Below are 23,606 nucleotides of genomic sequence, written 5' to 3'. Positions count from 1 at the left end.
TGAAAAGTGTACTGGCGCTTTAAACAGGTTTTGTAACTTATTTTCTGGCGGCAGCCTTTCTAGAATAGCCGTTCAGTTGTCCTGCCTGTGAGCTGCCACCATGTCCGGCCTACGTCGCTTTCCCTTACCGTTGATCGCTGCCTTTTTCGCCTTGTACGTGATTTGGGGCTCGACTTACCTGGTGATCCGCATCGGTGTGGAGTACTGGCCGCCCTTGCTGCTCGCGGGCATCCGCTTCGTCATCGCCGGCACCTTGATGTATGCCTTCCTGCGCTGGCGCGGGGCGCCGGCGCCGACTTGGGCGCAATGGAAAGCCGCGGGGATCATCGGCGTGTTGCTGCTGGCATGCGGCAACGGCGCGGTCAGCGTGGCCGAGCACACCGGCGTCGCTTCCGGAGTGGCCGCGCTGGCGGTGGCGACGGTGCCGCTGTTTACCTTGCTCTGTGGCTATTTCTGGGGCGCGCGCAATACCCGTCTCGAATGGGCTGGCGTTGCACTGGGAATGATCGGCATCGTCATGCTCAACCTGGGCTCCAACCTGCAATCGAGCCCGTTGGGCGCCGCCCTGCTGATTTTTGCCGCGGCCACCTGGGCCTTCGGCTCGGTGTGGAGCAAACACTTGCCGTTGCCTGAGGGGGCAATGGCCAGTGCCGTGGAAATGCTGGTGGGTGGCGTGGTGTTGCTGATCGGTAGTGCGGTCAGCGGCGAGCATCTGGAAAAGATGCCGCCGATCGAAGGCTGGGCCGCGCTGGCGTACTTGACCGTGTTCGGTTCGATCATCGCCTTCAACGCTTACATGTACCTGCTGAAACACGTACGTCCGGCGGCGGCCACCAGTTATGCCTACGTCAACCCGGCCGTGGCGGTGTTGCTGGGGATCGTGTTTGTCGGCGAGACGATCGGTATCGAGGAAGCACTGGCGATGCTGGTGATCATCAGTGCTGTGGTACTGATTGGCCTGCCGCAATGGCGAAGGACGCCACAGCAGCCGGTGGCGAAGGTCGTGCCGACGGTGGTGCCGACAGTGGTGCCAACAGAATCCCGTGTGAATTAGGGTAAACTGCGCGCCATTGCATTCTTGTTTTGCACCACTCGCGCTGAAATTTCCTACGGTACTCCCATGACTTTCGCCACCCTTGGCCTGATCGAACCCTTGTTGCGCTCTCTTGAGAAGCTCGGCTACCAGACTCCGACGCCGGTTCAGGCGCAAGCCATTCCGGCGGTGCTGGCCGGTCGCGACCTGATGGCAGCGGCCCAGACCGGCACGGGCAAGACCGCCGGTTTCGCCTTGCCACTCCTGCAATTGCTGGCCATGGAAGGGCCGAAAGTCAGCGCCAACTCGGTCCGCGCGCTGATCCTGGTGCCGACCCGCGAACTGGCCGAGCAGGTTCACGAAGCCGTGCGCCAGTACGCCGAGAACCTTCCATTGCGCACCTATGCGGTGTACGGCGGCGTCAGCATCAACCCGCAAATGATGAAGCTGCGCAGTGGCGTCGATCTGTTGGTTGCCACGCCGGGCCGATTGCTCGACCTGTTCCGCCAGAACGCGCTGAAGTTCAACCAGTTGCAAACCCTGGTGCTGGACGAAGCCGACCGCATGCTCGATCTGGGCTTTTCCGAAGAACTGGCGAACATCTACAAAGCGCTGCCGAAGAAACGTCAGACCCTGTTGTTCTCCGCGACCTTCTCCGACGACATTCGCCTGTTGGCCGGGCAAATGCTCAACGATCCGCTGAGCATCGAAGTCAGCCCACGCAACGTGGCGGCCAACACCGTCAAGCAGTGGGTGGTGACGGTGGACAAGAAGCGCAAGCCGGAGCTGTTTGTGCACTTGATGCGCAAGGGCAAGTGGAAGCAGGTGCTGGTGTTCGCCAAGACCCGTAACGGCGTGGACGCGCTGGTGGAAAAACTCCAGGGCCTGGGCATCAATGCCGACGGCATCCACGGCGACAAACCCCAGGCGACTCGTCAGCGTGCGCTGGACCGCTTCAAACTCAGCGAAGTACAGATCCTGGTCGCCACCGACGTTGCGGCCCGTGGCCTGGATATTGAAGACTTGCCGCTGGTGGTCAATTTCGACTTGCCGATCGTGGCCGAGGACTACATTCACCGGATCGGCCGTACCGGTCGTGCGGGATCCACCGGGGAGGCGATTTCTCTGGTGTGTGCCGATGAAGTGAATCTGCTGTCGGCTATCGAGATGCTGACCCGTCAGACCTTGAAGCGTCAGAACGAGCCGGACTTCGAGCCTGAGCATCGGGTGCCGGATACCGATGCCAGTGGTCAGGTGATCAAGAAGCCGAAAAAACCGAAGAAGCCAAAGGCTTCCGGTGGTGGCGGCAAGCGTAACCTCGGTAAGTGGGTCGATAGCGGGGAGGTTTCTGCGCCGGAACCTTCGGTCAAGCCTGTGCGTAAAGTACCGGTGTTCAATACCGGGCCGCGCAAGCGTAAGCCTTGATTATCTGCGGCGTCTGTCAGGCCGCCTTCGCGAGCAGGCTCGCTCCCACATTTGATCTGCGCCATACGAAGATTCATTGTGGGAGCGCGCCTCGGTTTTCAGTTCTTGCGCTGCAACCACTCGACAATCCCGAACCCCGCCGCCCGCCCACTGGCGAAACACGCGGTCAGCAGATAGCCCCCGGTCGGCGCCTCCCAATCGAGCATTTCCCCTGCGCAGAAGACGCCGGGCAGTGGCTTGAGCATCAAACGTTCATCCATCGATTCGAACATCACGCCGCCAGCACTGCTGATCGCTTCGTCCAATGGACGGGTTTTCACCAGGCTCAGAGGCAATGCCTTGATCGCAATGGCCAGTGACGTCATGTCTGCAAAGGTTTCGGCAGATGTCAGCTCTCGCAGCAGCGCGGCCTTCACGCCGTCGATTCCGAGTTGACTGTGCAGATGCTTGGCCATCGAGCGTGAGCCGCGCGGTTTGCTGAGGGCGGCCTGGACTTTATCCACAGGCCGACCCGGCAACAGATCGATATGGAGGGTCGCGCAGCCGTGCAGGTTTATGGCTTCGCGAATCGGTGCCGACAGGGCATAAATCAGACTGCCTTCAATGCCCGTGGCGGTGATCACACATTCACCCAATCGTGGAATGTCGTCGTTCAAACCGATGGCGATGTTTTTCAACGGTGCGCCAGCGAATTTGCTGACCATCAATTCGCTCCAGGCCTGCACTTCGAAGCCGCAATTACTCGGTTGCAACGGCGCCAATCCTACGCCGCGCTGCTCAAGTGGCAGCATCCACGCACCATCCGAACCCAGGCGTGCCCAACTGCCGCCACCGAGGGCGAGCAGGGTCGCGTCGGCTTGAACGGTTTTCTCGCCATCGGGGCTGTCGATACGCAAGCCGCCGAGTTCATCCCAACCCAGCCAACGGTGACGGGTGTGGATAACTACACCGCTGTCGCGCAGGCGCTTGAGCCAGGCGCGCAGCAATGGCGCAGCTTTCATGTCGGTTGGAAACACCCGGCCGGAGCTGCCGACAAAGGTCTCGATGCCCAGATCATGAATCCACTGACATAGCGCATCGGCCCCGAAACCCCGCAGCAACGGCGCAATTTGCGGTGCACGTTCGGCGTAGCGCGAGAGGAACGCCGGGTAGGCTTCGGAGTGGGTGATATTCATGCCGCCGACACCGGCCAGGAGGAATTTGCGGCCCACTGAAGGCATGCTGTCGTACAGGTCGACCTTGATCCCGGCCTGGCTCAACACTTCAGCCGCCATCAGACCGGCGGGGCCGCCGCCGATGATGGCGACGTGGGAAGGGGAGGTGGTCGAGGATCGGGTCATGGGGAGCGCTGCGGTGATGGCCAATGAAGCCGGGCATTCTACCGCACCGCCGCTCCCACATTTGATCTTCAGTGTTTTCAGAAAGGGTGATTAAAAAATAACCGCTGGTCTGTAGCCCATACTCCGCAAGGGTTGTAGTCCCTTTCGCTCAGGTTATCCACAGGCAGCTCCACAGGCATTGTGGGTAAAGCATCCACAGCTCAATGACAACCCGATGACTGCCAGACCCGCTGCGCGCTGTGATGGAGAATACCGTGGCGGCGGGCCAGGGCCTTGCGGTCCTTGCTGTAGCCGCCGCCGATCACTCCGACCACCGGGATATCCCGGCCCAGGCAATGGCGCATCACGCTTTCATCGCGGGCGGCGACGCCTTGGTCGGTCAGTTTCAGGTAGCCCAGCGCGTCATCTTTGTGCACATCGACACCGGCGTCGTACAGCACCAGATCCGGTTGGTAGAGCGGCAGCAGATAGTTGAGTGCATCGTCGACGACCTTGAGGTAATCGGCGTCGCCCATGCCATTGGGCAACGGGATGTCCCAGTCACTTTCGGCCTTGCGGGCAGGAAAGTTCTTCTCGCAATGCAGGGAAACGGTCACTGCTTCCGGGGTGTTGTGCAGGATGCGCGCGGTGCCGTCGCCCTGGTGCACATCGCAATCGAAGATCAATACCCGGTTCACCCGGCCACTTTCCAGCAGGAAATGGCTGATCACCGCCAAGTCATTGAAAATGCAAAAACCTGCCGGGTGGTCGTAGTGCGCGTGGTGTGTACCGCCCGCCAGATGACAGGCCAGGCCATGCTGCAGCGCCTGCTCGGCCGCCAGCAGGGAGCCGCCGACCGCCCGCACCGTGCGCCGGGCCAGGGCTTCGCTCCAGGGCAAGCCCAGGCGCCGCTGATCCTCGCGGGAAAGTTCGCCACCCATGTAGCGCTCGATATACGAAGGGTCATGGGCGAGGGCGAGAATCTCCTGCGGGCACAGTTCCGGGCGCAGCAGATCGGCGTCGCAGGTCAGGCCGCTGTCCACCAGGTGATCGCGCAACAGGCGAAACTTGTCCATGGGGAAGCGATGATCCGCCGGGAACTCGGGGCTGTAGTCTTCGTGATAGATCAGCGGCAGGGGCATAGCTGCTTTGTCTTTAAAAGGCATACGGGAATGAGTGAAGGATCCTACCAGCGTTGTAGACTTGCGACATCCAAACGGAGGGCGGGGGGACGATGGAGCCGATACTGAAGCTCGAGAGCGCGCGACTGTTGATGCGCCAGTGGCGCGACGAGGATCTGCCGGAGTTTGCGGCGATGTGTGCCGATCCACAGGTCATGCGTTATTTTCCGGCGCCCTTGAGTCGCCTGCAAAGCGCCTCATTGATTGGGCGAATCAGGGGGCATTTTGCCGAACACGGCTTCGGCCTTTGGGCGCTGGAGCGCAAGGACACGGAGCAGTTCATCGGTTTTACCGGGCTTGGCGTGGTCGGGTTCGACGCGCCTTTCACCCCGGCCATCGAGATCGGCTGGCGTCTGGCACGACAACACTGGGGACTTGGCTATGCCAGCGAAGCCGCGTGGACCGCTCTGCGTTGTGGCTTTGACCGATTGCCGCTGAGTGAGATCGTCTCGTTCACCGCTGACAACAATCTGCCTTCGCAGAAGGTCATGCAGGCCATCGGCATGCACCATGACCCTGCCGATGACTTCGAGCATCCGAAGCTCGCCGTCGATCATCCGCTGCGTCATCACGTGCTGTATCGCATCAGCCGTGAACAATGGCTGCAAACCTTGCATGGATAACCTGGCACGGACGTTTACAATGGCCCTCATGTTGGCACGGGCCAGAAACTGAATCGACCGACGCAGCCAAGACTGCGCGGCATTGCGTTGTGTGAGGAGAGTCTGAATGAGCCAAGTGTTGGATGATCTGGTGGACCTGCTGACCCTGGAGCCGATCGAGGAAAACCTGTTCCGTGGCCGCAGCCAGGACCTGGGCTTTCGCCAGTTGTTCGGCGGTCAGGTACTCGGCCAGTCGCTGTCGGCGGCCAGTCAGACCGTTGAACAAACGCGTCACGTGCATTCGATGCACGGTTACTTCCTGCGTCCGGGCGATGCCGGGTTGCCGGTGGTGTATCAAGTTGATCGGGTCCGCGACGGCGGCAGTTTCAGCACGCGCCGGGTGACGGCGATCCAGAAGGGGCATCCGATCTTCACCTGCAGCGCCTCGTTCCAGTACGACGAAGAGGGTTTCCAGCACCAGAGCGAGATGCCGCAAGTGGTCGGGCCGGAAAACCTGCCATCGGAGCTTGAGCTTACGCAGCAGCGCGCGCACCTGATCCCGGAAAAAATGCGCGAAAAGCTGCTGTGCCCGAAGCCGATCGAATTTCGGCCAATCACCGAGAAAGATCCCTATAACCCGCAACCCTCGGATCCGATCAAGTACGTCTGGTTTCGTGCCGACGGTGCCTTGGCCGACTCTCCGGCGCTGCACAAATATTTACTGGCCTACGCCTCGGACTTCGGACTGTTGACCACCTCGATGCAGCCCCATGGTAAATCGGTCTGGCACAAGGACATGCAGGTCGCCAGTCTCGACCACGCGCTGTGGTTCCATGCCGACCTGCGTGCCGATGACTGGTTGCTGTACGCCATGGACAGTCCGTGGGCCGGTAACTCTCGTGGGTTCTCCCGCGGCAGCGTGTTCAACCGTGCCGGGCAACTGGTGGCTTCAGTCACCCAGGAAGGCCTGATTCGCCATCGCAAGGATTGGGCATGAGCCTGGCCGAGGTGCGTCATTGGGTGTTCGACATGGACGGCACCCTGACGGTGGCCGTGCATGACTTCGCGGCGATTCGCGTGGCCTTGGCGATCCCGGCGGACCACGACATCCTGACTCATCTCGCGGCGTTGCCAGCCGATGAAGCCGCAGCCAAGCACGCGTGGCTTCTGGAGCACGAGCGGGATCTGGCGCTGGGCTCGAAGCCGGCACCGGGTGCCGTGGAGCTGGTGCGTGAGCTGGCCGGACGTGGCTATCGACTGGGTATTCTCACGCGTAATGCCCGTGAACTGGCGCATGTCACCCTGGAGGCCATCGGCCTGGCCGACTGCTTCGCCGTGGAGGATGTGCTCGGTCGCGATGAAGCACCGCCAAAACCGCATCCCGGTGGTTTGCTGAAACTGGCCGAGGCCTGGAATGTGTCGACCAGCGAGATGGTGATGGTCGGCGATTATCGCTTCGATCTGGATTGCGGGCGTGCGGCGGGCACGCGGACGGTGTTGGTGAATTTACCGGATAATCCGTGGCCGGAATTGACGGACTGGCATGCGGCGGATTGTGGGGCATTGCGGCAATTGCTTTCGGCTTGAGAGCATCGTTGTCTGGTTAACCGCCTTCGCGAGCAGGCTCGCTCCCACATTGGTTCTGCTGTGAACACATCCTTTGTGAACGCCAGGAAGCAAATGTGGGAGCGGGCTTGCTCGCGAACAGGCCCTGCCAGGCTCCACAAAACCTACTGCCCAAACAACGCTTTCTGCCCCTCCGGCGAGGTAAACATCCCATCCCCGTCATGCCCCACCCCGCGCACTTCGATCAGTTGCTGCTTGAGCCCTTGCGGTTGCAGGCGCTTCAGATAATTGAAGTAAAAACGCCCCCGCGCCAATCGATTCGGGCCTTGTGCCTTGGCCTCGCAGCTTTTATCCAGCGCCGGGTGATTGGGGTCGGTGTCCTGCTGCCCCAGTAGATAAACGATGTCGCGTTTGAGGTATTTTTCCTGCAATTGCGCGGCACTTTGTCCTTCGGCATAGGCGGGTAAGTCTGTCAGTCCATACTTCCAGCGGTTGAAGTCCGGGCATCCGGCGTGACTGAAGGCCACCGGTCGCCGCTCATCGAAATACGCGTAAGAAGACGGATTGGCGATGACGTAGCGCACCTGCATGCCAGCGGCCTGCACAGCGGGTTGATCGTGGCCCAGCAAAGCGTAGCGCTGAACCACTTGAGCGCCACCGGAATGGCCGGCGATCACGATTTGCTTCACATCCGGAAACTGTTTGCGATCACTCAGGCGGGCGACGATTTCGTCCAGTGCCTCGTAGGAGCTCAGACGAAACGGTGCGGTGGACTCGCCGCCGGCCATCCATTCGTTGCCTTGCCAGCGCAAAACTGTCTCGGCTACCGGGTGCAGCGCGACGTCGGCTTCATTGAGAAATTGCGGGGCAATCACCAGGGTCGATGCACTTTGCCCTGCCAATTCTGCCGAGTGTTCGCCGCTTTTAAGGTAGGTTTGCGCATTGCGCAAGCGACCGTGGACGATGATCAATACCCGTTCGATCTTTGCCGGCGCGGGGCCGAGACCTACCGCCATCTCGCCGGATTTCAACAACAGGCGTCCCGGGCTGAGCTCCTTGACCCCATGCTCGGCTGCCCAGGAGTTTGTCAAAGGGCTTGCGCAAGTGAACAGCAACACCAACAACCATTTTTTCATTTACAGATTTTTCGCCGCAAAGGTATCGCACTGGCCAACCTGGCCTTGCGCGAATCCGGTTTTGAACCAGCGCACCCGTTGCGCTGACGTACCATGGGTAAACGAGTCAGGCACCACGCGGCCTTGACCCTGTTGCTGCAATCGATCGTCGCCGATGGCATTTGCCGCGTTCAGTGCTTCTTCGATATCGCCCGGCTCCAGCCAGTTCAGTCGCTGCTGCGCATTGTTGGCCCAGACCCCGGCCAGGCAGTCGGCTTGCAATTCCTGACGAACCAGCAAGCCGCCATCGCCTTCCATCTGCCGGCCCTGCTGGCGGGCTGCCTGAATTTTCGCGGAAACGCCGAGCAAGGTCTGTACATGGTGTCCGACTTCGTGAGCGATCACGTAGGCCTGGGCGAAGTCGCCGGCGGCCGCAAAGCGTTGTGACATCTCCTGGAAGAAACTCGTATCCAGATAGACCTTCTGATCCGCCGGGCAATAGAACGGACCTGTCGCCGACGTCGCCATGCCACAGGCTGAATTGACGCGATTGCTGAACAGCACCAGGGTCGGGTCTTTATATTGACGACCGGCCTGCTGGAAAATCTGCCGCCAGGTGTCTTCGGTATCGCCGAGGATCGAACGGACGAATTCCGCCCCTTCATCATTGGCCGGTGGCGCCTTGCGGGTCTGGTTGGTGGCCGGTGCCGATTGCTCGCCCATTTGGCCCGTCAATTCACCGAGTATTTGCATCGGGTCCTGGCCGGTGATCCAGCCGATCCCGACAATCAGAAGGATCGCCGTCAGGCTCAGGCCCTTGCCGCCACCGAAGCGCATCCCGCCGCCACCGCTGCCGACATCATCGCCACGGGCATCGACCACGTTGTCGCTGCGTCGGCCTTTTTTCCATAGCATGTGGGAATCCTCTTTGGTTCCAGGTAAAGAAGCGTGCGATGAGTGTTGCTGCTCAGGGGGAGCGGCGCCAGTCCGGTCGTCAGACAGCCTTGAGCGCCGCGGGTTCTGCGCAGGGAGTGATATCGGTACTTTCGTTGATCGGCGGGTCTTACAGGTCTACGGCGCTGAAGGTGTCGCAAGCGTCTGTGCGGCCTGTGTCAAAACCGGTTTTGAACCAGTTTACGCGCTGCTGTGAAGTGCCGTGGCTGAATGTCTCAGGTCGAACGCCGGCCTTTTGGGAGCGTTGCAGGTTATCGTCACCGAACGCTGCCGCTGCATGCAGGGCGGCTTCGATATCGCCGGGTTCCAGCCAATCCAGGCGCTGTTGCGCGTGATGTGCCCAGACCCCGGTCAGGCAATCGGCCTGCAATTCCCCGCGCACCTCCAGACCTCCATCGCCAGTGACGGGCTTGTTGTCCTGCAGGGCTTTTTCGAGCGGGTCGGAAAGTCCCAGTTCCAGCTGCACGTGATGGCCGACTTCGTGAGCGATGATGTAGGCACGCGCGAAGTCGCCGACCACTGAGAAACGCTGCTCCAGCTGTGAGAGGAACTCCAGGTCGAGATACAGCTGTTGATTGCTCGGGCAGTAAAAGGGGCCGATGGTGGAATTGGCAAAACCACATCCTGAACTGACGCCATCGTTGAACAGCGTCAGCGTGGGGGGCGGATAGCGCCGTCCTGCTTGCGCAAAAAGCTGCTTCCAGGTGTCTTCGGTCTCGCCCAGCACTGCTTGAACAAACATCAACTGCCGATCTTTTTCAGGCTCGATTGCGAGGGCGACGGGGGGCGGGGCAAGCACTGGCGAGAATGTTAGCGGAGTGTCGCCCTGCGTCGAGTAAAGCCCCGCGCCTGCCAGCGCGGCCACGGCCAGTCCGGCACCGAGGGTTTTCCCTGTGAGTGTGCGGGCATCCTTGCCCTTGCGAGTGTCGTTTACGTTGTCGCTGCGTCTAGCCTTGTTCCATAACATGTTTGCGGTCTCTCATGGATTGAGGGGGCGGGTATCGCCAGATCCATGAATAACTGCACACGCAAAAATGGTGTCGGAAAAATATGTAAGGGTTAGTAAGGTCACGATCGTCGCGGAACGGCCATGGTCATTTCCTGCTTAACCTTGTTGCGGGCCAGAGGTGTGTAGGCCGCCGCCGTATCAATGTGCCGATAACCCAAGCCCAGGGCCTGTTCCACGGCACGGGTGCATTCGTCACCCAGCATCGGCCAGGTGCCGAGGCCGAGTTTTGGCATGTTCAATCCCTGTGCATTAGCGATGTGCTGCATGGTCGATCGCCTGTTCGTAAGCGGTGATTCCTGCGATGTGGCGTGCGGCGATGTAGCCGAAGGTCAGCGCCGGACCGATGTTGATGCCGCCGGCGGGGTAATGCCCACCCATGATGCTGGCCATGTCGCCACCCGCCGCGTATAGCCCGGCGATGGCTTGTCCCGAATCGTCGAGGACCTGAGCGTGCCGGTTGACCTTGAGTCCGGCGAAGGTGCCGAAGCAGCCGGGCTCGACTTTCACGGCGTAGAACGGCCCTTGTTCGAGGGGGGCGACACAGGGATTGGGTTGCTGCGACGCATCACCCTGTTTGCGGTTATAGGGTGTCGTGCCACGACCGAACCGTGGGTCTTCGCCGTTGCGTGCATGCCGGTTGTACTCCGACACGGTGCTGCGCAAGCCGTCCGGATCGATACCGCAGGCTGACGCCAACTCCTCAAGGGTGTTGCCGGTTTTCAGATAGCCACTGCGGATAAAAGATGACAGCGGCACGGGAAACGGCCGAGAGATACCCAAGCCATAACGCCGTTGAAAAGCATGGCTGCAGATCAGCCAGGAGGCGACTTCTTCGCCCGCCGGTGCCGCGGCGACCATCGCCGTCACGTAGTCGTAATAGCCGTTGGCTTCGTTGACGAAGCGCTGGCCGTTGCTCAATACACCGATGATACCGGGCTTGCCGCGTTCGATGATGTGCGCAAAGTGACCCGTGCTGCCGTCGCTGTGTGGTACCCGGGAAACCGGGGCCCAGGCGACGGGGGATTGCAGGTCGGTATCCACCTGGGCGCCAACGCTTTCACCCAGTCGCAGGCCATCGCCGGCCACGCTGAGGGGCGGCAAGGCCAGGTGTTCATGTCCGGTGGGTGTGCGCGGGAACAGTGCCTTGCGTCGTTCGATATCATTGGCGAATCCGCCCGCTGCAAGTACCACGGCCTTGCGCGCCTTGATGCGTACCGACCCTTTGGTGGTATTGATCACGGCGCCGCGCACCTGATTGTTCTCGCACAGCAATTGGGTGACCGGCGCCGACTCCCAAAGCAGCACGCCGAGGTCATCGGCGGATTTCGCCAGCCGCGCCACCAGCGCCACGCCGTTGACCAGTTGCATCGCCCGACCATGCACGGCGAGGTCGAGCAGGTGGCGGGTAAAGCGCCGGGTGACATGCCAGGCTGCCGACAGCGAGCGGGTCAGATTGAGAAACGCTGTGAGGTCGGCGCCGGCCATGATCGGCATGCCCATGAAGGACGTTTCGCGCATGGTTTTTCGAAGGCGCTTGAGCAGCTTGCCGACTTTTCGTGCGTCGTACGGTGCGGCGATCACCGAGCGTCCACCGGTGCCGGCGCCCGGCGTATCGCCATGAATGTCGGCAATCGCATTGCCATCGGCGAATTGAAGCGAGGTGTGCTGTTCGAAGAACGCGACCATTCGCGGGCCGGCCTCCAGGAATGCGTCGATCATTTCCGGCCGGTAACGCTCGCCCAGTTCATGCTTGAGGTACGTGCGCGGCAACTCCACGTTTTCGACGATGCCGGCGCGCCGGGCCAGGGGATTGCACGGTACCCAGGCCCAGCCACCGGACCAGGCCGTGGCACCGCCAAACACCGGATCTTTTTCAACCACAATGACCTTCAGGCCATGCCACGCTGCAGTCACCGCCGCTGACAACCCGGCCGCACCGGAGCCGACCACCAGCACATCGCAGTCAATGTCGGGAAGAGCGTGCGGTTCGGCAGGCATTTTTTGAGCTCCAGCGTATTGTTGTTTTGGAATTTGGTTCCAGAAAATATAGGAGGCGGATTGAGGCGAGCAATAACTGGACGCATAAAGAGGGCGTTTATCGAACAGTCAGTTCCATATTTCGTATTCGGTTGGATGTCTTCTAGAATCGGCAAAATTTGCGTGGAAAGTTCCCATGGCCGGCAGTCAGATCGAACGTGTTTTCAGTGTGCTTGAAAGTCTCACCAGTGACCCTCGCGGCTTGCCGATGCAGACCCTGGCGGAGCAGCTGGATATTCCAAAAAGCGCCACCCACCGCCTGCTCGCCGAGCTGATCCGCCTGGGCTATGTGCGGCAGAATCCAGAGAACCTGCGTTATCACTTGTCGACCAAACTGGTCGCGATGGGGTTCCGATACCTGTCGAGCAGTGGCGCCGACATCGTGCAACCGGTGCTTGATCGCCTGGCGCAGGAAACCGGCGAACTGGTGCGTCTCGGAGTGATCGAGGGTGAGCGGCAGACCTGGATCGCCAAATCCCAGGGTGCCCGTTCCGGTCTGCGGTACGACCCGGACATGGGCCGTGATGCGCCGCTGTTCTACACCGCTTCAGGGCATGCCTGGCTGGCGTGCATGAGCGATGCCGAGGCCTTGTCGCTGGTCGAGCGCCAGGCGGCGGACCGGCCGCTGGAGTTGGGGCCGAATGCGCCGCGGTCCAACATCGAGCTGCTTGAACGCCTGCGCCTGGCGCGGGAGCAGGGTTACGCCTGTGTCGAGGAAAGTTCGGCGGTGGGCACCTCGGCGATTGCCGCAGTGGTGCGCCATCCCGCTGATGGCCGAGTGATCGGCGTACTCAGCATCGCCGGGCCGAGTGCGCGCATGCCGGGGGCGCGGTTGCATGAACTGGCGCCGCTATTGTTGGCGTTCACCGATGAGTTATCGGCGGCGAGTCTGGCGTCGGAGTTGTTTGCTTAAGACCAACGCTCCCACATTGGGTTGTCGTGTACTTCTGAAAGCTGTGCGCTGTTCGAACACAATCTACCGATGCTTGTGTCAGAATCTGGAACTTGGTTCTAAATTGTTGGAATTCATCCTTCCTACAATAACCACAAGAGGATCGAACCATGAGTTCGCCCCTTCGCATCGCCTTGATCGGCGCTGGCAACATGGGTCAGCAGCATTACCAGCATCTGAAATCCCTGGAGCAAGCCACCTTATGTGCAGTGGCCGATCCCGGGCCGCAAGCGGCACATCTCGCGGCGCTATGGGGTGTGGCGTATTTCGCCGATCATTGTCAGATGCTGGATCAGGCGAAGCCGGACGCTGTCATTGTCGCCAATCCGAATAATCTGCACGTCAGCACTGCGCTCGATTGCCTCGCCGCGGGCGTGCCGGTGTTGCTGGAAAAACCGGTTGGGGTGCACCTGGACGAAGTCCGCGAACTGGTGGCGACCTCGACAGCCAGGGGCGTTCCGGTGCTGGTCGGCCATCACCGTCGCCACAACCCGCTGATCGTTCGCGCCCATGAACTTGTCCGCAGTGGTGCCCTGGGCCGGCTGACCACGATCACGGCACTCTGGCAGTTGCGCAAACCCGACAGTTATTTCGAGACCGCGTGGCGCCGCGAGGCCGGTGCGGGGATGTTGTTGACCAACCTGATCCACGACCTCGATCTGCTGCGGCACCTGTGCGGTGAAGTGCGTCAGGTTCAGGCCATTACCAGCAACGCGATACGCGGGTTCGCCAACGAGGATGGCGCGGCAGTGCTGCTGCAATTCGACAACGGCGCACTGGGTAGCCTGACCGGGTCCGATGCAGTCGCGGCGCCATGGAGTTGGGAATTGGATTCGGGGGAGAACCCGGTGTATCCGCGCCAGGCTGATCAGCCCTGCTATATGCTGGCCGGGACCGGCGGTGCGTTGAGCATTCCGCAACTCAAACACTGGCACTATGCAGAGGCCGATGGCGGCTGGCACGAACAGTTGCTGTCGACTCAGGAGCGCTTCAGTACCGATTCAGCCCTGCGATTGCAATTGCAGCATTTCGTGCGCGTCGCCCGTCGGGAAGTCGAGCCGCTGGTGAGTGTCGCCGATGCGGCTCGCACCCTGGCGCTGGTCGAAGCCATTCTCGAAGCCGCCCAAACCGGTCGCGCGTGCGCGCCGTCCCGGATCGAGGGCTGACCATGAGCGAACGCATCTTTTCCCTGGCCAGCCTGACGGTGCTGGAGTTGTCACCACCCGAGATGGTCGAGGTCGCGGCGCGAGCCGGTTACAGTCATGTCGGCTTGCGTCTGGTGCCGGCGACACCGCAGGAGCATCACTTTGCGCTGGTGGCGGATCTTGATCTGCGCCGCCAGACCCTCACGCGTCTGCGCGACACCGGCATTCGCGTACTGGATGTTGAAATCCTGCGGCTGAAACCGGACACCGTCGTCGCCGACTTCGAGAACGTTCTGGCGGTCGGTGCCGAGTTCGGTGCCAGTGAGCTGCTGGTGGCCGGTAACGATTCTGACGAGCTTCGAATGACGGACAATTTTGCCGAACTTTGTGATCTGGCAGCGTCTTATGGGCTGCACCCGCATCTGGAGTTCATGCCTTGGACCGACGCGCGCAATCTTGAACAAGCGGTGCGCATCGTCGAGCACGCCGAGCGCGAAAATGGTGCGGTGCTGGTGGACGCATTTCACTTCGATCGTTCGGGTTCGCGGCTGGAAGATCTGGCCAGGGTTGCGCCTTCACGGTTACGGTATGCGCAGTTGTGCGATGTTGCCGGGCCGCGGCCGGCGGACATGGCCGAGATCTTGCGTCAGGCACGCAACGAGCGACGTTTTCCCGGGGATGGCGATTGTGATTTGTCGGGGTTGTTGCACTGCTTGCCGGCTAACCTTCCATTGAGCCTGGAGATTCCCACGGTGCAACTGCTGGAGCAGGGTGTGAGTGGGTTGGAGCGTGCGCAGATGGCTTTGGATAAAACGCGGGATTTGTTGGCGCGGCTGTAAGCGGTGCTGCGCACCTATCGCGGGCAAGCCACGCTCCCACATTGGAATGCATAACCCTGTGGGAGCGTGGCTTGCCCGCGAAGCTTTTGACTTTATGTAAGGAAACCCAATGACCGTCAGCACCCCGCTTTCCGGCGTCAACAAACCCTTCAAGGGGATTTTGCTGATCGTTCTCGCCACCTTCCTGTTTTCCAGTCATGACGCGCTATCGAAATACCTGTCCGGGTTCTATCCGATTGTCATGGTGGTGTGGGCGCGTTACGTGGTTCACACCCTGCTGATGGCCGGGATCTTTCTGCCGCAATCCGGACTGCGGGTATTGCGCACGAAGCGACCGCTGCTACAGCTGATCCGGGCCCTGTGCCTGCTGGGCACCAGCCTGTTTTTCACCACCGGATTGATGTACATCCCGTTGGCCGAAGCCACGTCGGTCAACTTCCTGGCACCTGTGCTGGTCACTGCATTGTCGGTGCCGTTGTTGAAGGAGCGGGTGACGCGGGGGCAATGGCTGGCGGTGATTTGCGGGTTCATCGGGGTGCTGATCATCGTTCACCCCGGTGGTGATTTGTTCACGCCGGCAGTGTTGCTGCCGTTCTGCTCGGCGCTGTTTTTCTGCTTCTATCAGTTGCTCACACGCAAGCTGAGCGAGATCGACAGCCCGACCACCAGTAACTTTTTTGCCGGACTGTGCAACACCCTGGTGATGAGCGCACTGGTACCGTTCTTCTGGCAGATGCCGAACCTGCTGCACGGCGCGATGATGCTGGCGCTGGGGGCCTGCGGGATGACGGCGCACCTGTTCCTGACCCAGGCCTTCCGTCATGCGGCACCGGCCTTGCTGGCACCGTTCAGCTATTGCCAGATCGTGTTTGCGGGCCTGCTGGGGTGGCTGCTGTTTTCCCACACGCCGACCCTGACCACCGTGATCGGCATCGCCGTGATTTGCTGCAGCGGGTTGGCGGCGGCCTGGCAGCAAAGCCGCCGCTGAACTCAAGCAACTGATCACCCATAAACAGCGGACAAAAAAAAGCGCAGGCCCGAAATCGGACCTGCGCCGAGGGAACATCAGTCTTCTACTTTCGGAATCTTGCGCGGTGCCATGAAGTACATCCAGATCAGTGCGATGAAGTACATCGCCGGAATCATGGTGAACAGCACCGTGTAGTTATTGTTGGTGATGGTCAGGATGTGGCCGACCAACTGGGTCATGAACATCCCGCCAATCGCCGCACACATGCCGCCGAAGCCGAACACCGTGCTCATCATGTGCTTGGGCGTGTAGTCCATCACCAGGCTCCAGATGTTTGCTGTCCAGGCCTGGTGCGCGCCGATGGCCAGGGAAATCGCGGCTACCGCGACCCACAGGTTGCTGGATCCGGCCGCCATGATCACGCCGATGATGCAGCAGGCGAACAGGAACATGGACATCAATCGAGCCTTGATCGGGTTGACCCCGCGGCCGATCAGGAACGAGGACAGAATCCCGCCGCCGACACTGCCGAAGTCGGCGGTCAGGTAAATGATGATCAGCGGAATGCCCATCTGGGTCACGTTGATGCCCAGGTTGTATTGCTGGTTGAGGAACGGGGGCAGCCAGTACAGGTAAAACCAGAACACCGGTGCAGTGATCGAGTAGGCGAGGGCGAAGGCCCAGGTGCCGCGCATGCGCAGGATTCGCGAGAAGGGTACGCGGGTTTGTTCCGGTTCGACTTCCTTCTGGATGTAGTCCAGCTCCGACTGTTTAACGCTCGGGTGATCTTCCGGGTTGAAGTACTTCAAGCCCCAGAACAACAGCCAGATACCGCCCAGTGCCGCCATGCAGAGAAACGCAGCTTGCCAGCCCCAGGCATGCAGGATCAGCGGCAGCAGCATCGGCGTGAACATCGCACCGACGTTGGTCCCGGCGTTGAAAATGCCGGTGGCCACGGCGCGTTCACCCGCCGGGAACCATAGGCGCGTGGTCTTCACGCAGGCCGGGTAGTTGGCGGCTTCGGTCAGACCGAGAATGAAACGGCAGACCATGAAGCCGACCGCTGAAGTGGCCAGGCCGTGGGCGCCGGTTGCCAGACTCCAGAGCAGCACGGCGCAGAAGAACACGCGCTTGACGCCGACCCGGTCGATCAAACGGCCTTGCAGCACGAAGCCGATGGCGTAGCCGACCTGGAACCAGAAGTTGATGTTGGCGTAGTCCATCGCCGTCCAGCTCATTTCCTTGGCGAGGATGGGCTGCATGACGCCGAGGGCGGCGCGGTCGATGTAGTTCAGGGTTGTAGCGAAGAACACCAGCGCCAGCATGCCCCAACGGGTTTTGCCGACGGCCATGGCGCCTCGGATTTTGTCGCCGATACCGCCTGAGGCGGCGCCGATGGCCGGAGCCATGCGAGAGCTTTGAGTAGGATTCATCTGGGCCATCCGTTCAATGACTGACAAGCGAGGCTTGTCTGGACTTCAAGGGCGCGTGATCAATCGATGGCGGCTGGCGCGAAAGGACTGATCGGCTGGTTTCGTCGGCTGACGGGTTATTCAGCGAGCGGCATGTTGATGCCGGCGGTGCGCAAGCTTCGGATGGACGCCAGGCAGGGCGTAATGACGGTGGTTCGAGTGAGCAAGGCGGTGAATGAGCGCATGAGCGTATACCCGTTTTTTGAAATTTTTATGTGGTGTTCAGGGTCGTTGTAACTGAGGCGGACGGTTAATGACCGGACTCAATGTGGTGTTGATGTTGCGCATTGAACAAAAAACCGTCAATTCGCCAAACTCCATTGTGTTCGATAATCGCACGCAAAACTAACTGGGTAGTACACTTTAAATTGCTCATTGCACCAGCCAGCTCAATAATTCGCTCACTCTTTTAAAGTCGGCGCAAATTCCCTGCAGCCGAAGCCTCCACCGGGAGTCGAAACATGCAGCGTTCCATTGCCACCGTGTCCTTGAGCGGTACCCTGCCGGAAAAACTCGAAGCCATCGCCGCCGCCGGTTTTGACGGTGTAGAGATTTTCGAGAACGACCTTCTCTACTACGACGGCAGCCCGCGAGAAATTAGACAGATGTGCGCCGATCTCGGGATCGCCATCACCCTGTTTCAACCGTTCCGGGATTTCGAAGGCTGCCGCCGTGACCGCTTGCCGCGCAATCTGGAGCGGGCCGAGCGCAAGTTCGACCTGATGCAGGAGCTGGGTACCGACCTGGTGTTGGTGTGCAGCAACGCTTCGGCTGACTCCATCGGTGATGAACAGATTTTAGTCGATGACTTGCGGCTGCTGGCCGAACACGCTGGCGCGCGCGGATTGCGCATTGGTTACGAAGCACTGGCCTGGGGGCGGCATGTGAACACCTGGCAACAGGTGTGGAACATCGTCCGACAGGCCGATCACCCGAGTCTGGGTGTCTTGCTCGACAGCTTTCATACGCTGTCGCTCAGGGGCGATCCGAGCGCCATCGCCGAGATTCCCGGCGACAAGATCTTCTTCGTGCAAATGGCTGACGCGCCGATCCTGGCCATGGATGTGCTGGAGTGGAGCCGGCATTTCCGCTGCTTCCCGGGGCAGGGCGAGTTCGACTTGCCGGGCTTCCTTGCACCGATCATCAAGAGTGGCTACACCGGGCCGCTGTCGCTGGAAATCTTCAACGACGGTTTCCGCGCCGCACCGCCTCGGGCCAACGCCGCCGACGGTTTGCGCTCGTTGCTGTACCTGGAGGAGAAAACCCGCCAGCGTCTGGCGCAGGAAACCCCGGCGCCGACCAACGTCGACATTTTGTTCGAGACGCCGAAAGCCAGCGAGTACAACGGTATCGAGTTTCTCGAATTTGCCGTGGACGAAAGCCTCGGCGCCAAGCTCTCCCATTGGCTGGAGCGCCTGGGCTTCGTCAAGGCTGGCCAACATCGCTCCAAGAGCGTCAGCCTGCTGCGTCAGGGCGATATCAACCTGATCCTCAACTCCGAGCCTTACTCGTTCGGCCACAGTTTCTTTGAGGCGCATGGTCCATCGTTGTGCGCCACTGCCGTGCGGGTCAAGGACAGTGCCAGCGCCCTGGCGCGGGCTGTGGCCTACAAAGGTCAGCCCTATCGCGGGCTGGTCGGCCCCAATGAGCTGGAACTCGCCGCCGTGCGCGCGCCGGATGGCAGCCTGATTTACCTGGTGGATCAGCAGAATGATGTCTACGGCACTGATTTCAATCTGTTGCCCGGCGCGGTGGCCAGCGGCGGCCTCAAGCGCATCGACCACATGGCCATGGCGCTGCCCGCCGACAGCCTCGACAGTTGGGTGCTGTTCTACAAGAGCCTGCTGGATTTCGAGGCCGATGACGAAGTGGTCCTGCCCGATCCCTATGGTCTGGTGAAAAGCCGTGCACTGCGCAGCCGGGACAGTTCGATTCGCTTGCCGCTGAACATTTCCGAGAACCGCAACACCGCGATCTCACACGCGCTGTCGAGTTATCGTGGCTCCGGCGTGCATCACATCGCCTTTGATTGCGACGACATCTTCGCCGAAGTCAGCCGTGCGAAAGAGGCGGGGGTGCCGCTGCTGGATATTCCGCTCAATTACTACGACGACCTGGCTGCGCGCTTCGATTTCGACGATGAGTTCCTCAGCGAATTGGCCTACTACAACGTGCTGTACGACCGCGATGCCCAGGGTGGCGAGCTGTTCCACGTGTACACCGAGCCGTTCGAGGGGCGGTTCTTCTTCGAGATCATCCAGCGCAAGAATGGCTATGCCGGTTACGGCGCAGCCAACGTCGCAGTGCGCCTGGCGGCCATGGCCAAATCCCGAAGTGGTGCCGTACGTCAGACAAAGTTGTAGGAAAATCGTAATCACGTCGACAAACCGCTGCCGCACGGCTTCCTTCACTGTGCGGCGCGGCTCATAATCGCCAGCCTGTGCAGTGATGGCCGTGAGCCCGCAATGACAATGACTTCAGAACTCTCCGCAGCCCCCGAACAACCTGTCGAGCCGCGCAAGAGTCGCAAGAACAACCCGGAAAAAACCCGCGAGAATATCCTTCAAGAGGCGATTGTCGAGTTCGTCCAACAAGGTCTTTCCGGGGCGCGCGTCGATGCCATCGCCGAACGCATCCATACCTCCAAGCGCATGATCTATTATTACTTCGGCAGTAAGGAACAGCTCTACGTCGAGGTTCTGGAGAAGCTGTACGGCGATATCCGCAACACTGAAAACCGCTTGCACCTGGCTGAACTGGCCCCGGTGGAGGCGATTCGGCGTCTGGTGGAGTTCACCTTCGATCACCATGACCGCAACGTCGATTTCGTGCGCATCGTCAGCATCGAGAATATTCACAATGCCGAATTTGTGAAGCGCTCCGATGCGATCAAGGCAATGAACAACACCATCCTCGATTCACTGGGCGAGATTTTGCGTCGCGGTGCCGAACAAGGGGTGTTCCGCGCCGGTCTTGATCCGTTGGATGTGCATTTGCTGATCAGTTCGTTCTGCTTCTATCGCGTATCGAACCGGCACACCTTTGGCGAGATTTTCCAGATCGACTTGCCGGACGAGCGCATCAAGCAACGTCATCGCGAAATGATCTGCGAGTCGGTGTTGCGATACCTGCAGGTCTGACCGGGAACAGAGTGCTTACTGGAATTGATGGTTGGCACCGGAACAAAATGTGGGAGCGGGCTTGCTCGCGAAAGTCGTCTGTCTATCAACATCTCTGTTGGATGTGCTGCCGTCTTCGCGAGCAAGCCCGCTCCCACATGGGGATGTGCCGAGCGATGCTTTTCAGACATTCATGCTCTGAAAATGCGCCAGCATCCGCTGCGCATCCGGTACCACACCACTGAATAACTCAAACGCCTTCACCGCCTGAAACACCGCCATGTTGCCGCCATCCAGCGTCCGGCAACCCAGGGCGCGGGCATTGCGTAGCAGTTCGGTTTCCAGGGGGAAGTAAACAATCTCCGCCACCCACAACTCGGCACGAAGCAACTCGACCGGCACGGGCATGCCCGGCAGTTTTTTCATGCCCATTGGCGTGGTATTGACCAGGCCATCAGCCTCGGCCAGGGTCAGCGCCAAATCATGACCGGCGACCGCGCGGCCGCTGCCGAAATGTTGGTTGAGGTTGTCGGCCAGGCTCTGGGCGCGGCTGATCTCCACGTCGAAAATGCTCAACTGCTGTACGCCTTCGCTCAAGAGTGCGTGGGCCACGGCCGCGCCGGCGCCACCGGCCCCCATCTGTACGACGCGCTCAAGGGCAACGCCCTGCAAACCGCGGCGAAAACCCTCGGCAAATCCCAGGCAGTCGGTGTTGTGGCCGATGCGTTTGCCGTCCTTGAGCACGACGGTGTTCACCGCGCCGATGCCGCGCGCTTCCGGGGACAATTCGTCGAGCAGCGGGATGATCGCCTGCTTGCACGGGAACGTGATGTTCAGCCCGGTGAAGTTCATGCGCTCGGCAGCCATCAACAGGTCGGGCAAGGCATTGCTGTCGAGTTGCAGTTGATCGAGGTCGATCAGGTGATAGAGGTAGCGCAAACCCTGGGCATCGCCTTCATGTTCGTGCAGTGCCGGCGTGCGTGAAGCCTGGATACCGGCGCCGATCAGTCCGGCCAATACAGTCTGGTTCTGATTCACGATGTTCATCCTTTCAGGCGTTGGCTGAAATGCTCCAGCGCCAGGCGATAGCCGTGGCTGCCGAACCCGGCCATTACCGCGGTAGCAATGGCTGATACGAAGGAGTGATGGCGGAAAGGTTCGCGGGCGTGGACGTTGGATAAGTGGACTTCGATCACCGGCAGTTCACTGGCGACCAGGGCATCGCGGATCGCTACCGAGGTGTGAGTCCAGGCGGCGGGGTTGATCACGATGCCGGCGCAACGACCGCGTGCACCATGAATCCAGTCGAGCAACTCGCCTTCGTGGTTGGTCTGGCGAAATTCCACCGCCAGGCCGAACTCATCGGCGGCACGGCCGCACAGCGCGGAAATGTCCGCGAGGGTTTCATGGCCGTAGGTCGCCGGTTCACGGGTGCCGAGCAGGTTCAGATTCGGGCCGTTGAGCACCAGAATGATGGGGGACATCGAGGTTTCTCCACTTATTGTTTTTGGCATTGGCCAAAGCTTCGGCCTGTGGAGATAAATTGTACTAGATGGTTAATTTGGTCAATTCAAGAGCTGTCCGGCTGGCTTTTTGTGTGCGGTGATCGGACGCTTTTGGTGTCAGCGCGGCAAGTGCTCCATCAGGAAATCGATAAATGCCCGCACTTTCAGCGGCATATGGCGATTTTGCGGATACAGCAAGGTGAACGGCCGCGAGCGCCCGCCATAGGGCTTGAGCACTTCCACCAGTGAGCCATCGGCCAGTTCTTTTTCGACGATGAAGCGATAGGTCTGAAACAGACCTGCGCCGTGTTTGGCCAGCGTCACGCCGCCCAACACATCGTCGGAACAGCTGAAATTGCCCTCGGCGAGAATCTCGCGTTGTACGCTGTTGTCATTGAACAACCACGCGATGCGTCGGCCGCTGCTGGGTAGTTCGTACTGAATGCACTCGTGCTGTTGCAAGTCGTCGAGGGTTTGCGGAGTGCCGGCGCGCTTGAGGTACTCGGGGCTGGCAATCATCACCAGCGCGGCGTCCTCCAGCTGCCGGGCAATCAGGCCGGAATCAGGAATCGCGCGCACGCGAATCGCCATGTCATAGCCTTCGCCGACGAAATCGATATTGCGATTACTGATGTGCGATTCGACCTTCACCGCCGGAAAGCGCTCGCGAAAGGCCGGCAACAACGGCAGGATCCGATGGTGAGCGTACGTGGTCGGGATACTGATTCGCAGGGTCCCGGACGGCACTTGCTGCTGGCCCATGACTTCGCGCTGGGCTTCCACCAGTTGCGCCAAGGCCTGGCGGCATTCCTCGTAATAGCGTCGACCGCTGTCGGTCAAATTGACGCTGCGGGTGGTGCGCGCAAACAGCCGCACGCCCAGTCGTTCTTCCATGCGCGACACCGAGCGGCTTACCGCGGCTGGTGTAACGCCCGCCACCAGCGCGGCCGCGGTAAAGCTGCCGGCCTCGGCGGCGAGGCAAAACAGCTCGATGCTGCCCAATTGAAGATCGTCGAATTGTCGCTGCATGATTGATTACACCGGGGATCAAATGATGTGTGTGAATCAGTATTTATCAGATGCCTGCACACAGATACAGTGAGCTTCCATCAGTAAGCCTTTAATCAGCCGAGCAGGAGAAGCAGCATGCCCTTCGTCAGCGTACGTATCACCCGTGACGGCGTTACCCGTGAGCAGAAAGCCCAGGTCATCGCCGAAATCACCGAGACCCTGCAACGCGTCCTCGGCAAGCCGCCGGAGCTGACCCACATCGTGATCGAGGAAGTCGATACCGATAACTGGGGATATAAGGGCATTACCACAACAGAATTCCGAAAAAATCAGCCGGGGTGATTTCGCAGAC

The 23,606-nt window shown here is 60.4% G+C and carries 22 protein-coding genes and 1 pseudogene; 12 read left to right on the top strand and 11 right to left on the bottom strand.

Annotated features, from left to right (window positions below; translation table 11 throughout):
* Positions 1–100 precede the first annotated feature (100 nt).
* Both yedA and rhlE1 read left to right on the top strand, forming a co-directional pair.
* Positions 101–1,054, top strand: coding sequence for a drug/metabolite exporter YedA (gene yedA / locus AC07ZE_RS25905; RefSeq protein WP_207267167.1), 954 nt, complete (start codon positions 101–103; stop codon positions 1,052–1,054).
* Positions 1,055–1,120: 66 nt separating this feature from the next.
* On the top strand, positions 1,121–2,458 hold the full coding sequence (rhlE1, locus tag AC07ZE_RS25900) for an RNA helicase RhlE1 (protein WP_207267166.1): 1,338 nt from the start codon (positions 1,121–1,123) through the stop codon (positions 2,456–2,458).
* A gap of 98 nt (positions 2,459–2,556) precedes the next feature.
* Here the strand turns inward: rhlE1 and AC07ZE_RS25895 are convergent, their stop codons facing one another.
* Both AC07ZE_RS25895 and AC07ZE_RS25890 read right to left on the bottom strand, forming a co-directional pair.
* Entirely contained in the window at positions 2,557–3,798 is a 1,242-nt protein-coding gene (locus AC07ZE_RS25895) for a TIGR03862 family flavoprotein (protein ID WP_207267165.1), read from the bottom strand.
* 200 nt (positions 3,799–3,998) lie between these two features.
* On the bottom strand, positions 3,999–4,919 hold the full coding sequence (locus AC07ZE_RS25890) for a histone deacetylase family protein (protein WP_207267164.1): 921 nt from the start codon (positions 4,917–4,919) through the stop codon (positions 3,999–4,001).
* A gap of 92 nt (positions 4,920–5,011) precedes the next feature.
* On the opposite strand from AC07ZE_RS25890, the gene AC07ZE_RS25885 reads away from it, so the two are divergent.
* The 3 genes from AC07ZE_RS25885 to AC07ZE_RS25875 all read left to right on the top strand — a co-directional run bounded on the left by AC07ZE_RS25885 (position 5,012) and on the right by AC07ZE_RS25875 (position 7,147).
* A complete protein-coding gene (locus tag AC07ZE_RS25885) occupies positions 5,012–5,581 on the top strand; it encodes a GNAT family N-acetyltransferase (RefSeq protein ID WP_207267163.1) in 570 nt (189 codons plus the stop codon).
* A 106-nt stretch (positions 5,582–5,687) separates the two neighbouring features.
* Entirely contained in the window at positions 5,688–6,557 is an 870-nt protein-coding gene (gene tesB / locus AC07ZE_RS25880) for an acyl-CoA thioesterase II (protein ID WP_095196671.1), read from the top strand.
* Entirely contained in the window at positions 6,554–7,147 is a 594-nt protein-coding gene (locus tag AC07ZE_RS25875; protein ID WP_207267162.1) for an HAD family hydrolase, read from the top strand. Before tesB ends, AC07ZE_RS25875 begins: the two co-directional genes overlap by 4 nt.
* Before the next feature lie 143 nt (positions 7,148–7,290).
* On the opposite strand, the gene AC07ZE_RS25870 is transcribed toward AC07ZE_RS25875, so the two are convergent.
* From AC07ZE_RS25870 to AC07ZE_RS25850, 5 genes and pseudogenes are all read right to left on the bottom strand, one after another.
* Positions 7,291–8,262 carry an alpha/beta fold hydrolase gene (locus AC07ZE_RS25870; RefSeq protein WP_207267161.1) on the bottom strand — a complete coding sequence of 324 codons (972 nt, stop codon included), beginning with the start codon at positions 8,260–8,262 and terminating at the stop codon, positions 7,291–7,293.
* Positions 8,263–9,156 (bottom strand): KPN_02809 family neutral zinc metallopeptidase, encoded by an 894-nt coding sequence (gene ypfJ / locus AC07ZE_RS25865; protein ID WP_207267160.1) that lies wholly within the window; start codon positions 9,154–9,156, stop codon positions 8,263–8,265.
* Positions 9,157–9,304: 148 nt separating this feature from the next.
* Complete coding sequence (gene ypfJ / locus AC07ZE_RS25860; RefSeq protein ID WP_207267159.1) at positions 9,305–10,162, bottom strand: KPN_02809 family neutral zinc metallopeptidase; 858 nt, start codon at positions 10,160–10,162, stop codon at positions 9,305–9,307.
* Positions 10,163–10,326: 164 nt separating this feature from the next.
* Positions 10,327–10,470: pseudogene (locus AC07ZE_RS25855) on the bottom strand (aldo/keto reductase); the annotation flags it as partial.
* The gene (locus AC07ZE_RS25850; protein WP_207267158.1) at positions 10,454–12,202 is read right to left on the bottom strand and encodes an FAD-dependent oxidoreductase; all 1,749 of its coding nucleotides are present in this window, start codon (positions 12,200–12,202) and stop codon (positions 10,454–10,456) included. The pseudogene AC07ZE_RS25855 and the gene AC07ZE_RS25850, both read right to left, overlap by 17 nt.
* 175 nt (positions 12,203–12,377) lie before the next feature.
* Between AC07ZE_RS25850 and AC07ZE_RS25845 the strand changes: the two genes are divergently transcribed.
* The 4 genes from AC07ZE_RS25845 to AC07ZE_RS25830 all read left to right on the top strand — a co-directional run bounded on the left by AC07ZE_RS25845 (position 12,378) and on the right by AC07ZE_RS25830 (position 16,165).
* Complete coding sequence (locus tag AC07ZE_RS25845; RefSeq protein WP_207267157.1) at positions 12,378–13,154, top strand: IclR family transcriptional regulator; 777 nt, start codon at positions 12,378–12,380, stop codon at positions 13,152–13,154.
* A gap of 149 nt (positions 13,155–13,303) precedes the next feature.
* A complete protein-coding gene (locus tag AC07ZE_RS25840) occupies positions 13,304–14,359 on the top strand; it encodes a Gfo/Idh/MocA family protein (protein WP_207267156.1) in 1,056 nt (351 codons plus the stop codon).
* 2 nt (positions 14,360–14,361) lie between these two features.
* The gene (locus AC07ZE_RS25835; RefSeq protein WP_207267155.1) at positions 14,362–15,177 is read left to right on the top strand and encodes a sugar phosphate isomerase/epimerase family protein; all 816 of its coding nucleotides are present in this window, start codon (positions 14,362–14,364) and stop codon (positions 15,175–15,177) included.
* Positions 15,178–15,286: 109 nt separating this feature from the next.
* Positions 15,287–16,165 carry a DMT family transporter gene (locus AC07ZE_RS25830; protein ID WP_137804328.1) on the top strand — a complete coding sequence of 293 codons (879 nt, stop codon included), beginning with the start codon at positions 15,287–15,289 and terminating at the stop codon, positions 16,163–16,165.
* A 77-nt stretch (positions 16,166–16,242) separates the two neighbouring features.
* Here AC07ZE_RS25830 and AC07ZE_RS25825 read toward each other — a convergent pair whose 3' ends face one another.
* Positions 16,243–17,580 (bottom strand): MFS transporter, encoded by a 1,338-nt coding sequence (locus AC07ZE_RS25825; protein WP_207267154.1) that lies wholly within the window; start codon positions 17,578–17,580, stop codon positions 16,243–16,245.
* Between the two features lie 500 nt (positions 17,581–18,080).
* Between AC07ZE_RS25825 and quiC the strand changes: the two genes are divergently transcribed.
* Both quiC and AC07ZE_RS25815 read left to right on the top strand, forming a co-directional pair.
* Positions 18,081–19,982, top strand: a complete 1,902-nt coding sequence (gene quiC / locus AC07ZE_RS25820) for a 3-dehydroshikimate dehydratase QuiC (protein ID WP_207267153.1) — start codon at positions 18,081–18,083, stop codon at positions 19,980–19,982.
* A gap of 102 nt (positions 19,983–20,084) precedes the next feature.
* A complete protein-coding gene (locus AC07ZE_RS25815; protein ID WP_207267152.1) occupies positions 20,085–20,759 on the top strand; it encodes a TetR/AcrR family transcriptional regulator in 675 nt (224 codons plus the stop codon).
* A 162-nt stretch (positions 20,760–20,921) separates the two neighbouring features.
* Here the strand turns inward: AC07ZE_RS25815 and AC07ZE_RS25810 are convergent, their stop codons facing one another.
* The 3 genes from AC07ZE_RS25810 to AC07ZE_RS25800 form a co-directional block, all read right to left on the bottom strand.
* Positions 20,922–21,785 carry a shikimate dehydrogenase gene (locus AC07ZE_RS25810; RefSeq protein ID WP_219739436.1) on the bottom strand — a complete coding sequence of 288 codons (864 nt, stop codon included), beginning with the start codon at positions 21,783–21,785 and terminating at the stop codon, positions 20,922–20,924.
* Positions 21,782–22,222 carry a type II 3-dehydroquinate dehydratase gene (gene aroQ, locus AC07ZE_RS25805; RefSeq protein WP_207267150.1) on the bottom strand — a complete coding sequence of 147 codons (441 nt, stop codon included), beginning with the start codon at positions 22,220–22,222 and terminating at the stop codon, positions 21,782–21,784. Before aroQ ends, AC07ZE_RS25810 begins: the two co-directional genes overlap by 4 nt.
* Positions 22,223–22,360: 138 nt before the next feature.
* Positions 22,361–23,272 (bottom strand): LysR family transcriptional regulator, encoded by a 912-nt coding sequence (locus AC07ZE_RS25800; protein WP_207267149.1) that lies wholly within the window; start codon positions 23,270–23,272, stop codon positions 22,361–22,363.
* Between the two features lie 117 nt (positions 23,273–23,389).
* On the opposite strand from AC07ZE_RS25800, the gene AC07ZE_RS25795 reads away from it, so the two are divergent.
* Positions 23,390–23,596 (top strand): tautomerase family protein, encoded by a 207-nt coding sequence (locus AC07ZE_RS25795; protein WP_020798692.1) that lies wholly within the window; start codon positions 23,390–23,392, stop codon positions 23,594–23,596.
* Positions 23,597–23,606: the final 10 nt, after the last annotated feature.

The sequence above is a fragment of the Pseudomonas sp. GW101-3H06 genome, assembly GCF_059424605.1.
Note: the sequence above shows the minus strand (reverse complement) of the source record. Positions and strands in the feature narration are given on the sequence as shown.